This is a genomic window from Mycobacterium sp. MAA66, from assembly GCF_041261665.1.
Classification (GTDB): Bacteria; Actinomycetota; Actinomycetes; order Mycobacteriales; family Mycobacteriaceae; genus Mycobacterium.
The window spans coordinates 163701-178793 of the sequence record NZ_JBGCCC010000010.1; the positions used below are offsets into that span (position 1 = coordinate 163701).

A 15093-nucleotide genomic window follows, 5' to 3' on the forward strand; every position below is an offset into this window, starting at 1 on the left:
TTACCGATATGCGCCGCCGCGTGGACAAAGACGTGGATGCCGCCTACGACGAGCACGCCGTAGCCGTCACCGGCCCGGAACACGAAGCAGCCGGGGTCAAGGCCGTCATGGTGTCCATGCAGCGCGGCCTGGACCAGATGGGCCCGACGCGCACCGCGGCCGCACTGACCAGGATCAATCAACGGCACGGATTCGACTGCCCCGGTTGCGCCTGGCCCGAGGAACACGGCGGACGCAAACTGGCCGAATTCTGCGAGAACGGCGCCAAGGCCGTCGCAGAGGAAGCCACCCGGCGGCGTGTCACAGCCGAGTTCTTCGCCCGTCACACCGTCGACGAATTGGCCGAACGCCCCGAGTACTGGCTGTCGCAACAGGGTCGACTGACCCATCCGATGGTGCTCGAGCCCGGTGAAGGCCATTACCGCCCGATCGACTGGGACGACGCCTACCGGTTGATCGCCGAGCATCTGCTCGACCTGGACTCACCTGATGAGGCCTTGTTCTACACATCAGGGCGCACCAGTAACGAGGCCGCGTTCCTCTATCAGCTCTTCGCCCGCAGTTTCGGCACCAACAACCTGCCCGATTGCTCGAACATGTGCCACGAGTCGTCGGGCACCGCGCTGGTCGAATCGATCGGGATCGGCAAGGGGTCGGTCACCGTCGAAGACCTGGAGCACGCCGACTGCATTGTGATCGCGGGCCAGAATCCGGGGACCAACCATCCACGGATGCTGTCTGTGCTGGAGAAGTCGAAAGCCAACGGCGCGACCGTCATCGCGATCAACCCTCTGCCCGAGGCCGGCCTCATCCGGTTCAAGGATCCGCAGAAGGTGCACGGCGTGCTGGGCCACGGCGTGCCCATCGCCGACGAGTTCGTACAGATCCGGATCGGCGGCGACATGGCACTGTTCGCCGGGCTCGGCCGGCTGCTTCTGGAAGCTGAGGACGCCGCCCCGGGGACGGTAGTGGACCGCGAGTTCATCGAGGAGCACTGCGCCGGGTTCGAAGCCTACGAAAAGCGCACGCGGACAATCGAACTGGACACCGTGCTCGAAGCCACCGGGATCGACCAGACGCAGCTTCGGCGGGTCGCGGGCATCCTGGCCCGTTCACAGCGCACCATCATCTGCTGGGCCATGGGACTGACCCAACAGCGGCACGCCGTGGCCACCATCGGCGAGGCCACCAACCTGCTGTTGCTGCGCGGCATGATCGGTAAGCCGGGCGCCGGCGTGTGCCCGGTACGCGGCCACTCCAATGTTCAAGGTGACCGCACCATGGGCATCTGGGAGAAGATGCCCGAATCCTTCCACGCGGCACTGGATTCGCGGTTCGGGATCGTCAGCCCACGTCGACACGGCCACGACACAGTCGAGAGCATCCGAGCCATGCGCGACGGCGCGGCCCGCGTGTTCGTCGGGATGGGCGGCAACTTCGTATCGGCCACCCCGGATACCGAGGTCACCGAAGCCGCGATGCGCAATTGCACCCTGACCGTTCAGATTTCGACGAAGCTCAACCGCAGTCATCTGGTGCACGGCCGTACCGCGCTGATCCTTCCGACCCTGGGGCGCACCGACAAGGACTTTCAGTCCGGTGGCAAACAGTTGGTGTCCGTAGAGGATTCGATGTCGATGGTGCACCTGTCGCGCGGCAACCTGACCCCGCCGAGCGACTGCGTGCGCAGCGAGGTGGCGATCGTCTGCCAATTGGCACTTGCGGTGCTCGGTCCCGAACACCCGGTGCCATGGGCGCGGTTCAACGCCGACTACGACCACGTCCGCGACGCCATCGCCGACGTGGTGCCCGGCTGCGCCGATTACAACCGCCGGGTTCGCCAACCGGACGGATTCCAGCTGCCGCACCCGCCCCGCGATTCACGCGAATTTCCCACGCACACAGGCAAAGCCAACTTCTCCGTGGCCGAGCCAGAATGGGTCCCGGTGCCGGCAGGACGATTGATCCTGCAGACCCTGCGCAGCCATGACCAGTACAACACCACCATTTACGGTCTCGACGACCGCTATCGCGGCGTCCACGGCGGCCGGCGGGTGGTGTTCGTCAATCCCGCTGACATCGCCGAGCTCGGCTTGCCGGAGGGCAGCCGGGTCGATCTGATCTCGGAGTTCGAGGGCCAGGAGCGACGCGCCAATGACTTTCTCGTCGTGCCCTATCCGACACCGGTGGGCAACGCGGCGGCGTACTACCCGGAAACCAACCCTCTGATCGCGCTGGACCACACCGCCAAAAAATCCAACACGCCGGTGTCCAAGGCCGTGGTGATAAGGCTTGCCCCGAGGGTCGAGCGTAGCGAGGGGGGATCGGACCAGCCATGGGACGCGTAACCGCCCGCCGACCCGCAAGCCATCTCAGCGAGCTCGGCGCCACCACCCGACCCGAGACCCTGGTTGTCGAAGAGCCCCTGGAGATCCGGGTCAACGGCACCCCGATCTCCGTCACCATGCGCACACCGGGTGCCGATGTTGAACTGGCACAAGGCTTTCTGCTGACCGAGGGCGTCATCACCGGGCACCGGGACGTCCTGACCGCCCGGTATTGCAGAGGCGCGAGCGAGGACGGCGTCAACACCTACAACGTGCTGGACGTGCAGCTGGCGCCCGGGGTACCGATGCCCGCGCTGGATGTGGCGCGCAACTTCTACACCACCTCGTCATGCGGGGTGTGCGGGAAGGCGTCCATCGACTCGGTCCGCCTGACCAGTCAGCACTCCCCCGGCGACGACCCCACCGTGATCAGCGACCAGACCCTCTACGCCTTGCCCGACAGACTCCGCCGAGCCCAGAAGGTATTCGCCACCACCGGAGGCCTGCACGCAGCGGCACTGTTCGACACCGCCGGCTCGGCGCTGGTGGTGCGCGAGGACATCGGGCGGCACAACGCCGTGGACAAGGTGATCGGTTGGGCGCTGCAACAGGGCCGAATCCCGCTGTCCGGCACGGTACTTCTGGTCAGCGGCCGGGCGTCGTTCGAGTTGGCGCAGAAGGCCGTGATGGCTGGTGTCCCGATACTGGCCGCGGTATCCGCCCCCTCGTCGTTGGCGGTGGATCTGGCCGCGCAGGCCGGGCTGACCCTGGTCGCCTTCCTGCGGGGCGAGTCGATGAACATCTACACGCGGCCGGACCGGGTCAGCCGCTGATCACTGGAAATGCTCGCCCTGACCGCCGGTCGGCGGTGGCGGCGTGACGATGTGGGTCGGCGTGAACTTGTTGGCACCACTGGGATCCAGGTCGTGCTCGGTCGGCGTGACACTCGGCGTGCTCGTCGGAGTCGTGGTGGTCGGAGTCGTGGTGGTGGTCGGCGCCTCCTGCTTGGTCGAGGTACATCCGCCGAGCAGGCCCGCCAAGACCAGGCTGGTGACCACGACGGCCGAGCGCTTGTGACGTGTATTCATTGTGTCCTCACCGCTGTTCTCCCTGAAACTGTGAGTATCCCGGGAATCGCCTTGTCCCGCCAGACAGTTGAAGCCCCCACCGATGGTGGGGGCTTCAACTGTCTGGCGGACTAGGCGGTCTTGTCGCGCCGCTCCGACCGCGGCGCCTTGCGCGGCACGATCGTCGGCAGCACGTTGTCCTCGACCGTCTCCTTGGTGACGACCACCTTGGCGACGTCATCGCGGCTCGGGATGTCGAACATCACCGGCTGCAGGACCTCTTCCATGATGGCGCGCAGGCCACGGGCACCGGTCCCGCGGTGGATGGCCTGATCGGCAATCGCATCGAGGGCTTCGTCGGTGAATTCCAGCTCCACGCCGTCCATCTCGAACAATCGAACGTACTGCTTGACCAGTGCATTCTTCGGCTTGGACAGGATCTGCACCAACGATTCCTTGTCCAGGTTGGTCACCGAGGCAACGACCGGCAGGCGGCCGATGAACTCGGGGATCAGACCGAACTTGATCAGGTCTTCGGGCAGCACCTCGGCGAAGTGGTCCTGGGTGTCGATCTCGGCCTTGGACCGCACCTCGGCTCCGAAGCCCAGGCCGCGCTTGCCGACGCGGTCCGACACGATCCGCTCCAGGCCCGCGAAGGCGCCTGCCACGATGAACAGCACGTTGGTGGTGTCGATCTGGATGAACTCCTGGTGCGGGTGCTTGCGTCCACCCTGCGGCGGCACGGAGGCCTGGGTTCCTTCCAGGATCTTCAGCAGCGCCTGCTGCACACCCTCGCCGGAGACATCGCGGGTGATCGAAGGGTTCTCGCTCTTCCGGGCGATCTTGTCGACCTCGTCGATGTAGATGATGCCGGTCTCGGCGCGCTTGACGTCATAGTCGGCGGCCTGGATCAGCTTGAGCAGGATGTTCTCCACGTCCTCACCGACGTAACCGGCCTCGGTGAGCGCGGTGGCGTCGGCAATGGCGAACGGCACGTTGAGCATCTTGGCCAGGGTCTGCGCAAGGTATGTCTTGCCGCAACCGGTCGGGCCGAGCATCAGGATGTTGGACTTGGCCAGCTCTACCGGCTCGCCGCGCGAATCGCGGCTCTTCTCCTGCGCCTGGATGCGCTTGTAGTGGTTGTAGACCGCAACCGCCAGCGTCTTCTTCGCATTGTCCTGGCCGATGACGTAGCCCTCGAGGAAGTCTCGGATCTCCTGCGGCTTGGGCAACTCGTCGAGCTTGACGTCGTCAGCGTCGGCGAGCTCCTCCTCGATGATCTCGTTGCACAGGTCGATGCACTCGTCGCAGATGTACACGCCAGGCCCAGCGATCAGCTTCTTGACTTGCTTCTGGCTCTTTCCGCAGAACGAGCACTTCAGCAGGTCACCGCCGTCTCCGATGCGCGCCATGGGCTCAGGCCCTACTTTCCTGTTCGCGGGTCAGTCGTTACACCAGATGGTGGGTCGTCTCGGTGATGCACCGACGCTACCCGTTCACTGCGTTGCGATGCGACCGATAGGGCCGAATCGCGCGGCTGGTATTTATCCGTGTGCAGGAGAACATAGTCCGAACGGTGCCGTGCTACCCGTCGGCGCGCTGACCGGGTCTCTGGCGTGTCGCCCCCGTTACCGAACCGTATGGGATGGACGAGCCCCGATCAGGCAGTTCACCTCGCTCAACCCTACCCTGCGCGCATTTTTGCCGCCGTTTATTTCGCTTCGGGCGCAGGCACGGCCCGCCGGAAAACCGACGTGGCGCCGACCTGTAAAAGGTTGGCGCCACGTCAGGTACGACTGGGGTATCAGCTCATGACTTCTGAGCGGACAGCTTCCGGTATTCCAGGACCGTGTCGATGATCCCGTATTCCTTGGCGTCGGCCGCGGTGAGGATCTTGTCGCGGTCGGTGTCCTTGCGGACCTGCTCGGCAGTCCGGCCGGTGTGCCGTGCGAGCGTCTCCTCCATGAGGGTGCGCATGCGCTCGATCTCGGCCGCCTGGATCTCCAGGTCCGAGAACTGACCCTGGATCACGCCACCGAGCGACGGCTGGTGGATCAGCACCCGGGCGTTCGGCAGGGCCAGGCGCTTGCCCGGGGTACCGGCGGCCAGCAAAACCGCGGCGGCGGACGCGGCCTGACCGAGGCAGACCGTCTGGATGTCGGCACGCACGTACTGCATGGTGTCGTAGATCGCCATCAGCGAGGTGAACGAGCCACCCGGCGAGTTGATGTACATGGTGATGTCGCGGTCCGGGTCCTGAGACTCCAGCACCAGCAGCTGCGCCATCACGTCGTTGGCCGAGACATCGTCGACCTGCGCACCCAGGAAGATGATGCGCTCGTCGAACAGCTTGGCGTAGGGATCGACGATGCGCTCGCCGGTGTGCGTCCGCTCGGTGAACTGCGGCAGGATGTAGCGCGCCTGCGGGGCCAGCTCAGGGTTCAGGTGCTTGGAGATCACTTCGAGACTCCCTTACCGCCGTTGAGGTTTGCGCGGGTGATGATGTGATCGACGAAGCCGTATTCCAGCGCCTCCTCCGCGGTGAACCAGCGGTCACGGTCGGAGTCGGCCTCGATCTGCTCGATGCTCTTTCCGGTGAACTCCGCGTTCAGCCGGAACATCTCCTTTTTGATGACGTGGAACTGCTCGGCCTGGATGGCGATGTCCGACGCGCTGCCGGTCACGCCGCCGAGCGGCTGGTGCATCAGGACGCGGGCGTGCGGCAGCGCGTGCCGCTTGCCCTTGGCGCCGGCGGCCAGCAGGAACTCACCCATCGACGCGGCCATGCCCATGGCGTAGGTCGCGATGTCGCAATCCGAGAGCTGCATGGTGTCGAAAATCGCCATGCCCGCGCTGATCGACCCGCCGGGCGAGTTGATGTACATGTGGATGTCCTTGGACGGATCCTCGGCCGTCAGCAGCAGGATCTGCGCGCACAGCCGGTTGGCGATGTCGTCGTCAACCTGCGAGCCCAGGAAGATGATGCGCTCGGCGAGCAAACGCTCATAGACGGAGTCGCTGAGGTTGAGCCCCGGTGCGCTTGAACGCATGTCAGTCACGACTGGATACCTGCTTTCTCGAGTTCGTCCACACGACACTAACCAAACTGCAGCGGCCAGGACTCCCAGACGCGGCGAGTTCGCTCACAGCGTCACGGGGCAGGTCTACCCGGCCTAGGCACCGCAGGCGTCAGCACGCCTGCGGCACCATAACGACGACGTCAGGCGTCGGCGTCCTTCTTTGCCTTCTTTGCCTTCTCGGCCTTGGGCTTCTCGTCCTTGGCGTCCTTGTCGGACTTGGCCTTGGACTCCTTCTTGGCCTTCTTCGGCTCCTCGGCGTCGTCCTCCACCTCGGGTGCGGCCTCAGCCTCGAGTGCGGTCTCCTCGGCCACCGGCTCGTCCTCGACGCCGGCCGATCCGAAGAACTCGGCGGTGTCGACCGTGTTGCCTTCGGAGTCCGTGATGGTCGCGGTGTGCACAACTGCGGCGATGGTCTTGCCGCGACGCACGTCGGCGAACATGGCCGGCAGCTGGTTGTTCTGCTGCAGGATCTGGATCAACTGCTGCGGCTCGATGCCGTACTGGCGGGCCATCAGCACGATGCGCTCACTGATGTCGTCCTGACCGACCTGGATCTCGAGCTTGTCGGCGATCTCGTCCATCAGCAGCTGGGTCTTGACGGCCTTCTCGGCGTTGGCGCGGTTGTCCGCGTCGAACTCCTCACGGCTGCTGCCCTGCTCAACCAGCGCTGCGGCGAACTTCTCCTCGTCGTGGTCCATTCCGTGGATCGCGTTGTGCACCGTCTCGTCGACAGTGGCCTGCACGACGGACTCGGGCAGCGCGACCTCGGTCTGCTCCAGCAGGGCCTCCAGGGCCTTGTCCCGGATCTGCTCGGCCTGGCCGATGCGCTTGACCCGACGGACCTGCTCGGTGAGGCTTTCCTTCAGCTCGCCGATGGTGTCGAACTCGCTTGCCAGCTGGGCGAATTCGTCGTCCGGCTCGGGCAGTTCACGTTCCTTGACCGTCTTGACGGTGACCGACACCTGAGCTTCCTTGCCGGCGTGCTCACCGGCGGCCAGGGTGGTCGGGAAGTCCTTGGACTCACCCTCCTTGAGGCCGATGATCGCCTCGTCGAGGCCCTCGATCAGCTGGCCGGAACCGATCTGGTGCGACAGCCCCTCGGTCTTGGCCTCGGGCACGTCGACGCCGTCGACGGTGGCGGCGAGGTCGATCGACACGAAGTCGCCGTCGGCGGCGGCGCGCTCGACGCCCTTGAGGGTGCCGAACCGGGCCCGCAGGTTCTCCAGCTCGGCGTCGACCTCGTCATCGCCGATCTCGATGGCGTCGACGGTGACCTTGAGCGCCTTCAGGTCGGGAAGCGTGATCTCGGGGCGGACGTCGACCTCGGCGGTGAAGACCAGCTCCTGGCCGTCCTCGATCTTGGTGATGTCGATCTCCGGCTGGCCCAGCGGCTTGACGTCGGTCGCGGTCACGGCGTCGCCGTAGCGGGCGGGGATGGCGCTGTTGACGACCTGCTCCAGAACGGCGCCGCGGCCGATCCGGGCCTCCAGCAGCTTCGCCGGCGCCTTGCCGGGCCGGAAGCCGGGGAGCCGGACCTGCTTGGCCAGTTCCTTGTAAGCCTGCTCGAAATCGGGCTGGAGCTCGGTGAAGGGCACCTCCACGTTGATGCGAACCCGGGTCGGGCTCAACTGCTCGACGGTGCTCTTCACTGCGTTACTCCTCGATTGTTGTCATGCACTGGTACGTCCCGGTCGGGGTGACAGGATTTGAACCTGCGGCCTTCCGCTCCCAAAGCGGATGCGCTACCAAGCTGCGCTACACCCCGTGCCTCAATTGCGGTCGAAATTTCCGCGGTCGAGATACTACGTCCTAGACACGCGAGATCCTCAATTGGATTGGTGACTGTCGGCCCGGTACTGTCTGCCGGTACTGTCTTCGCAGCAGTGCACGCGGGCGTAGCTCAATGGTAGAGCCCTAGTCTTCCAAACTAGCTACGCGGGTTCGATTCCCGTCGCCCGCTCCAAGGATCCGGCCCCCAGCGGGCCGGACCTCCACGTTCGGCCCGTACCGCGCTATTGCACCGAAAGCCGGTTCACGCCGAGCTCTCTGTCGACCGCCGGGCCCCGTGTCGGAACACCGCACCGCGGGAGGGACGTTCACAACTTCTTTGCCAGCCCCGCCACCCGGCGCAATCGGTGACGGCGCTGACAATTTCTTTCAATTCTGTCGCACCGATCGGAATTCTGGCAACTCACTGTTAATTTACGTATGCGCTAATTGGCAATAAAATACCATTGCCCCGAATCGCATCACCGCAGCTCAGCGCGTACATCACCGGACACCGAAGAAATCGTTGAGCAACACATTCGCTGGCAGATTGCGCAGCAAAATCTATGCCGGTATAAAAACATCGATGTCCGTGTCGTTTTTCCGTGCAGATCGTCTCGATCGATCGGCGAACGATGCTGCGCTGAAGGTAGCTGGACCCCGCTGGCGCGACCCCAAGAGATACCTCTGGCTACTGGTGCCGACCGCCCCCGGGATGGTGTTCCTGTCCTGGCTTCTGGTGTGGTCCACCGGCCTCGGTGTCTTCTGGTGGACCGCGCTGTTCCTGACGTACGTCGTCATGCCCGGCGTAGACCATCTGCTCGGTCGCGAGAAACGCAACCGGGCGCCCGACGAGATACTCGCGCAGCTCGAAGACGACAAGTTCTACCGGTTCGCCACTCACCTGTACCTGCCGATGCAATATCTGGCACTGATCTTCAGCTGTTGGCTGTGGGCCGGCGGGGGCTGGGTCACCATGTCGTTCGTCGACAAGCTCGGTCTGATGTTCGCCATCGGCACGGTCGGCGGCATCGCCAACAACGCGGCCCACGAGTTGGGCCACCGGCGCGCGGACGCCGAGCGCTGGCTGGCCAAGCTGGCGCTGGCGCCCAGCTGTTACGGCCAGTTCTACGTCGAGCACAACCGTGGGCACCACCTGCGCGTCGCCACCGTCGAAGATCCGGCCAGTGCGCGCTTCGGCGAAAACGTCTACCTGTTCACGCTACGGTCGGTGTTCGGCGGTGCCCGGTCGGCCTGGCAGCTGGAAACCAATCGTCTTGCCCGGCAATCCCGGTCGCGGTGGTCGCTGCGCAACGAGGTACTGCATTCCTGGCTGCTGAGCGTGGCATTGTTCGCCGGCCTCGCCTTATGGTTCCGCCCTGTCGTCCTGCCGTGGCTGGTCGGTCAGGCCGTCGTCGCCGTGTTTCTGCTCGAGGCGATGAACTACCTGTCGCACTACGGACTCCGCCGCAAGAAGTTGCCGTCCGGACGCTACGAGCGGCTGCGGGCCACGCACAGCTGGAACAGCAACACCGTGATCGTCAACGTCTTCCTCCTGCACCTGCAGCGGCATTCGGATCACCACGCCGATCCGCTGCGCCGGTATCAGGGCGTTCGGCACCCCGAAGAGGCGCCGCAACTGCCCGCCAGCTACGGGGCAATGGTCTCCCTCACCCTCATTCCATCGCTATGGCGGCGCGTGATGGATCCGCGAGTCCTTGCCATCTACGGCGGTGACATGCGCTCGGTCGCACTCAGCCCGCGCGCCGAACGGCGACTGCTTCAAAAGCAGGGCTGAGTCGAGGCAGAATTATCTGCCGGCCCTGTCGGTACGCTGGGCGTCATGACGCTGCTGCTCATCCTGATTGTGCTGGCCGCCATCGGCTTCTATGTCTACAGCTCTCGGCGTAAGGCCGCAGCGCTCGCCGATGCCCAGGCCGACGCCCGGCGGCTGATCGAGATGCTCGGCGGTCAGGTGATGAACCTGATGCCGACCGACGACGCGGCACGGCAAGCGCTGGCCGACGCATCGGAGCGGTTCACCGCGGCCTCTTCACAGATCGCACAAGCGGACACCACGGCCAAAGCACAACTGGCCAAGCAGAGTGCCGTCGAAGGCCTGCATTACGTCCGGGCGGCACGCACCGCGATGGGCATCGATCCCGGTCCGCCGCTGGCGGCGCTGGCCGGTCAGCAGGCAGCTGGTTCCGTCACTGAAGATCGCCGAATTGAGTTCGACGGCAGGCAGATTCAGGCCTCACCGATGCCGTCGACGAACACGCCCAACTACTATCCGGGTGGTCGGGTGGCAGGCCGACCGGTTCCGGCCGGCTGGTACTCCGAGCCGTGGTGGAAGCCGGCCTTGATCGCCGGCGCCTGGGGCGTGGGTTCGGCGCTGCTGTTCGATTCACTGTTCCACGGCATGCACGGCGTCGGTTACGGCGCGCAGGGTTTCGAGAACGGATTCGGCTCGGGCTATGACTCCGGATTCGACCAGGGCTACCAGCAGGGTCTGGACCAGACGCAGTTCGCCGACACGGGTCAGAACCAGGACGTCAGCTGGAACGACAACCCCAACTGGGATACCGGCAACAACTCGGACAGCGGCTGGGGCGGCGGAGATTCCGGTTGGGATTTCGGCGGTGGCGATTTCGGCGGCGGTGACTTCGGCGGTGGCGACTTCTAGTCGTCACACCTGACAACCGGGACACCAGAACAGATTTCGGCCTTCCATGTCCTCGGTCCGGATAGTGCTGCCGCAGACCCGGCAGGCCTCCCCCGCGCGCCGGTACACATAAGTCCGGGGCCGGTCCGGCGCATACGAGGGCGCCCCGTGATCGTCCTCGCGGCGCACCACGACGATCTTGCCGCGGCGGACGCCGACCTTCATCAACGCAACCAGATCGGTCCAGGCGTCGGCGAATTCGGATTCGGCGAAGTGCACTCCGGGTCGGTGCGGATCGACCCGATGCCGGTAGAGCAGCTCACTGCGATAGACGTTGCCGACCCCGGCGATCACCGACTGATCCATCAACAACGAGCCGATCGCCCTGCGGGACTTGCTGATTCGGGCCCAGGCCTGCGCCGGATCGGCGTCCCGGCGTAGCGGGTCGGGACCCAGCCGGGCGACCACGTCGTCGACGCCGCCCTCGTCGATCAACTCACACACCGTCGGGCCGCGCAGATCGGTGCCATACGTCGCGCCGACCATCCGCATCCGCACCTGACCGACCGGCGGCAGCAGTGGCAGCGGTCGTTCGGTGAAGGTGCCGTACAACCCCAGATGCACGTGCACCACTGCGCCACCGTCGTAGTGGTGGAACAGATGCTTGCCCCAGGCATCGGCCTTGCGCAGCGCCCTGCCGCTGATCGCGGCCGCGGGCTCGGCAAAACGGCCCTGCGGGCTACTGACAGTTACCGGGGCCCGACCGAACCGCTGCTGGTGCAGTCGGGCCAGCCGATGCAGGGTGTGCCCTTCGGGCACGCGTCAGGCCGGGGCGCCGGGAACCGGCGGTGCCACGTGGTCCTTTTCGTACTCGGCCAGGATGTCGATACGACGCTGGTGCCGCGGTGCTTCCGACCATTCCGCGGCCAGGAACGTGTCGACGATGGCGAGGGCGTCCTCGGTGCTGTGCATGCGCCCGCCGATGCCCATCACCTGAGCATTGTTGTGCTCGCGGGCGAGCTGGGCGGTCTCGATGCTCCAGGCCAACGCGCACCGCACGCCGGGCACCTTGTTGGCCGCGATCTGCTCACCGTTGCCCGAACCACCGATGACGATGCCCAGGCTGCCCGGATCGCTCACGGTGCGCTGGGCAGCAGCGATACAGAAGGCCGGGTAGTCGTCCTCGGCGTCGTAGGCGAATGCACCGCAGTCGATCGCCTCGTGACCGTTGGCGGTGAGGTGCTGGATCAGGGCTTGCTTGAGTTCATAACCGGCGTGGTCGGCTCCGAGGTAGACGCGCATGGCCGTCATTCTCGCAGAGGCCCGGGCCCGGATCGAATCATCCGGTGGCGATCTTGGTGTCCTGATCGATCGCGTCGCAGATCTGCTGGAATATCGCGTTCTGGCCGGCGGCCGCGTCGACGTTGATCTGCAGCACATACAAGGCCGCATGGTCCTCGATCACCACGGTGTACTGGGCGATGAGGCGTTGCATGGCCGGAACTTCCGGCACATCCGGCGCGCCCGCCGTTCCTGGTGTGGCCGGGACGGCCGGTGCGTTCCAGGTACCGGAGAGCCGGAAAGCCTGGCGCCCGTCGATCGTGCGCATCTGGCCGCGGTCGATGGCGGCGAATCCGGGCAGATTGTTCAGTTCGCCCGGCGCGAAATCGATGATCTTCTGCGGTTCGACGCCCGGCCCGAGTTTGGATATCAGGGCCGTCACGCTCGGCACGTAGCTCACCGTCGTCGGTCCCCGGTAGACGATCGTCTGGTAAGCGAATGACCGGGTCGCGGTGCCGGCGTCGACCCAGTGCTCGGGCATCGGCAAGGTGATGATCGGCGCGCCCGGATCATGCCGGTGGGTCATCACCAGATTCGGGTTGACGTCATGCAGGTAGGTGGCGATGGTCGGGAACGAACCCGGTACGCCGTTCAGCGGCGGCGGCGAGTTGAGCGACGGCGTCGGGCCGGCTGTTGGTGTCGCGGCGGTGGTCGGCGCAGGCTCGTTGTGGTCACCGCCGCCGAAGACCGCGAACCCGATGCCTGCGACCACCGCGACGACGGCGGCAATGCTGCCACCGACCAACCAGGGCTTGGATCCGGTGCGCCGCTGCACGGGCCGGCCGATTTCGGGGCCGCTGATCCGGGGCAGCGGCGGCGACGGTGCGCGCTCGAACGGTGGCGTGGGCGGCCGCCGCGTCCCCGGCGGGGTGAATTGCGCCGGCGGACGCGGGGCAGCCGGCACAACCGGAAGGATCACCGTGGGCGAGTGCAGTTCCTCGGCCGGCGGACGGACCGGCCGCGCCGGGACCGGTACCGGCTCACCGGATGGCTCAGCAGGCGAAACTGCGTCGACCTCAGCCGGCTGCGGCGACGAAAAGACCGGCGGTGCAGGCACAACCGGTGCAGGCCTCGGCGGCGGTGTGGGGGCGGGCTTCGGCGTTGGTGTCGGTGGGGGTTCATGGGCTGCCGGCGGTGCCACCGGCTCGGCCGGGTACGCGGGTGGTTGAGGTTCGGCCGTGGCAGCGGGCGCGAGGTACACCGGAGGTTCGACCACCGCGGCGGCATGGCGCTCGAAGTCCCGGGAGAACTGGGTGCAGCTGTCGTAGCGCTCTTCGGCGTTCTTGGCCATGGCCTTCATCAACACCGCATCCAACGGTGCCAACCAGCTGCGCTGATCGCTGACCGGCGGCGGCGGAGAACTGAGGTGCTGACTGATCACCGCGACCTGGTTGGTGTCCTGATACGGGGCCTGCGCGGTCAGTAGCCGAAATGCAGTGGCGGCCAACGAATATTGATCGGCCCGCCCGTCGATCTCACCGCCCATCAACTGCTCCGGCGCCGAGTAGGACACCGTCCCGATAGCGAGGTGGCTCGCGGTCAGGCTGGAGACCTCGTCGATCTGACGGGCGATGCCGAAATCGCTCAACAGGATTCGGCGTTCGCTGCCGGTGCCGTCGCTGAGCAGGATGTTTGCCGGCTTGATGTCGCGGTGCAGCAGTCCGCGCTGATGCGCGTAGTCCAACGCCGACGCCACCGCCTTGACGATTGCCACCACCAAGTCCAAGGGTAAACCGTTGGGGTACTGGTGTTTGAGCAACTGCAGGGCGTCGGTGCCGTCGACGAAGTCCATGGTGATCCACAGCCGGTCGTGGAATTCACCACGATCATGCAGACCGACGATGTGCGGATGCCACAGGCTCGCCGCGATATTGGCCTCGCGGTCGAACCTGGTCCGGAACTCCGCGTTGGAGCTGGCGTCCTGCCTGAGGACCTTCATGGCATCCAAACGCGGCAAACGGGGGTGGTCGACGAGGTAGACCTCGCCCATTCCCCCGGTCCCCAGCAACCGACGCACGGTGTACCCGGCGAAGGTTGCGCCGTTCTCCAACGCCATCAGCGCATCCTACTCAGGCACCGACCCGGAACAGGTCAGCCACTCGACCCCAGTCACTTACCCACCACTGTCATAGCGCATACCGTGGTCTGCGCGACGTGGTTGCGCAAGCGGAATCGCCTAATCGAAGGTCGGCTGCTCGCTACGAGAGCGCTTGAGCTCCCAGAAGTGCGGGTAGGAAGCGAAGATCACCGAGGCGTCCCACAGCTTTCCGGCCTCCTCACCACGCGGGATCCGGGATAGCACCGGCCCGAAGAAGGCGACGCCGTTGACGTGGATGGTGGGGGTGCCCACGTCGGGGCCTACGGCATCCATGCCTGCGTGGTGGCTGGCGCGCAGCGCTTCGTCGTACTTGTCGCTGGTGGCTGCCTCGGCAAGCTCGGCCGGCAGCCCGAGTTCATCCAGCGACTGGGCGATGACCTCGGGGAAATTCTTGTTGCCCTGGTTGTGGATTCGAGTACTCATCGCGGTGTACAGCGGGGCCAGGATGTCCGATCCGACGGCCTGTTCGGCGGCGATGGCCACGCGCACCGGACCCCAGGCCTGCTTCATCATCTCCTGGTACTGCTCGGGCAGGTCCCGGCCCTCGTTCAGTACCGCGAGGCTCATGACGTGGAACTGCACCTCGATATCGCGAACCTTCTCGACTTCCAGGATCCAGCGTGAGGTGATCCACGCCCACGGGCAGAGCGGGTCGAACCAGAATCCTGCGACATCTTTGGTGGCCATGCGTGATCCTCTCGGTGTGGGCAGCTTCCAACCCTGACAACAACTATGCCGGGTGGGCCCA

Annotated in this window: 13 protein-coding genes and 2 tRNA genes; 5 read left to right on the forward strand and 10 right to left on the reverse strand. The window is 65.6% G+C overall.

What is annotated here, in order from left to right:
* The first annotated feature begins 8 nt into the window (after positions 1 to 8).
* Both ABIA30_RS22995 and fdhD read left to right on the forward strand, forming a co-directional pair.
* Complete coding sequence (locus tag ABIA30_RS22995) at positions 9 to 2348, forward strand: FdhF/YdeP family oxidoreductase (protein ID WP_370069701.1); 2340 nt, start codon at positions 9 to 11, stop codon at positions 2346 to 2348.
* Complete coding sequence (fdhD, locus tag ABIA30_RS23000) at positions 2336 to 3160, forward strand: formate dehydrogenase accessory sulfurtransferase FdhD (RefSeq protein WP_370069703.1); 825 nt, start codon at positions 2336 to 2338, stop codon at positions 3158 to 3160. Before ABIA30_RS22995 ends, fdhD begins: the two co-directional genes overlap by 13 nt.
* Here fdhD and ABIA30_RS23005 read toward each other — a convergent pair whose 3' ends face one another.
* The 6 genes from ABIA30_RS23005 to ABIA30_RS23030 form a co-directional block, all read right to left on the reverse strand.
* On the reverse strand, positions 3161 to 3415 hold the full coding sequence (locus ABIA30_RS23005; protein ID WP_370069705.1) for a hypothetical protein: 255 nt from the start codon (positions 3413 to 3415) through the stop codon (positions 3161 to 3163).
* Positions 3416 to 3525: 110 nt separating this feature from the next.
* Positions 3526 to 4806, reverse strand: coding sequence for an ATP-dependent Clp protease ATP-binding subunit ClpX (gene clpX / locus ABIA30_RS23010; protein ID WP_370069707.1), 1281 nt, complete (start codon positions 4804 to 4806; stop codon positions 3526 to 3528).
* 397 nt (positions 4807 to 5203) lie between these two features.
* Complete coding sequence (locus ABIA30_RS23015; RefSeq protein ID WP_370069757.1) at positions 5204 to 5839, reverse strand: ATP-dependent Clp protease proteolytic subunit; 636 nt, start codon at positions 5837 to 5839, stop codon at positions 5204 to 5206.
* An 11-nt stretch (positions 5840 to 5850) separates the two neighbouring features.
* Positions 5851 to 6444 (reverse strand): ATP-dependent Clp protease proteolytic subunit, encoded by a 594-nt coding sequence (locus tag ABIA30_RS23020; RefSeq protein ID WP_370069759.1) that lies wholly within the window; start codon positions 6442 to 6444, stop codon positions 5851 to 5853.
* A 170-nt stretch (positions 6445 to 6614) separates the two neighbouring features.
* Positions 6615 to 8123 carry a trigger factor gene (gene tig / locus ABIA30_RS23025; RefSeq protein WP_370069709.1) on the reverse strand — a complete coding sequence of 503 codons (1509 nt, stop codon included), beginning with the start codon at positions 8121 to 8123 and terminating at the stop codon, positions 6615 to 6617.
* 42 nt (positions 8124 to 8165) lie between these two features.
* Positions 8166 to 8239, reverse strand: a tRNA-Pro gene (locus ABIA30_RS23030).
* A 124-nt stretch (positions 8240 to 8363) separates the two neighbouring features.
* Here ABIA30_RS23030 and ABIA30_RS23035 point away from each other — a divergent pair.
* From ABIA30_RS23035 to ABIA30_RS23045, 3 genes are all read left to right on the forward strand, one after another.
* Positions 8364 to 8437 (forward strand) — tRNA-Gly (locus ABIA30_RS23035).
* 390 nt (positions 8438 to 8827) lie between these two features.
* Complete coding sequence (locus tag ABIA30_RS23040; RefSeq protein WP_370069711.1) at positions 8828 to 10039, forward strand: alkane 1-monooxygenase; 1212 nt, start codon at positions 8828 to 8830, stop codon at positions 10037 to 10039.
* Positions 10040 to 10084: 45 nt separating this feature from the next.
* Positions 10085 to 10927, forward strand: a complete 843-nt coding sequence (locus ABIA30_RS23045) for a DUF1542 domain-containing protein (protein ID WP_370069713.1) — start codon at positions 10085 to 10087, stop codon at positions 10925 to 10927.
* A 3-nt stretch (positions 10928 to 10930) separates the two neighbouring features.
* Here the strand turns inward: ABIA30_RS23045 and ABIA30_RS23050 are convergent, their stop codons facing one another.
* From ABIA30_RS23050 to ABIA30_RS23065, 4 genes are all read right to left on the reverse strand, one after another.
* Positions 10931 to 11725, reverse strand: a complete 795-nt coding sequence (locus ABIA30_RS23050; RefSeq protein WP_370069715.1) for an Fpg/Nei family DNA glycosylase — start codon at positions 11723 to 11725, stop codon at positions 10931 to 10933.
* A gap of 3 nt (positions 11726 to 11728) precedes the next feature.
* On the reverse strand, positions 11729 to 12208 hold the full coding sequence (locus tag ABIA30_RS23055; protein ID WP_370069717.1) for a ribose-5-phosphate isomerase: 480 nt from the start codon (positions 12206 to 12208) through the stop codon (positions 11729 to 11731).
* 37 nt (positions 12209 to 12245) lie between these two features.
* Positions 12246 to 14303, reverse strand: coding sequence for an LpqN/LpqT family lipoprotein (locus ABIA30_RS23060; protein WP_370069719.1), 2058 nt, complete (start codon positions 14301 to 14303; stop codon positions 12246 to 12248).
* A 120-nt stretch (positions 14304 to 14423) separates the two neighbouring features.
* The gene (locus ABIA30_RS23065) at positions 14424 to 15032 is read right to left on the reverse strand and encodes a DsbA family protein (RefSeq protein ID WP_370069721.1); all 609 of its coding nucleotides are present in this window, start codon (positions 15030 to 15032) and stop codon (positions 14424 to 14426) included.
* Positions 15033 to 15093: the final 61 nt, after the last annotated feature.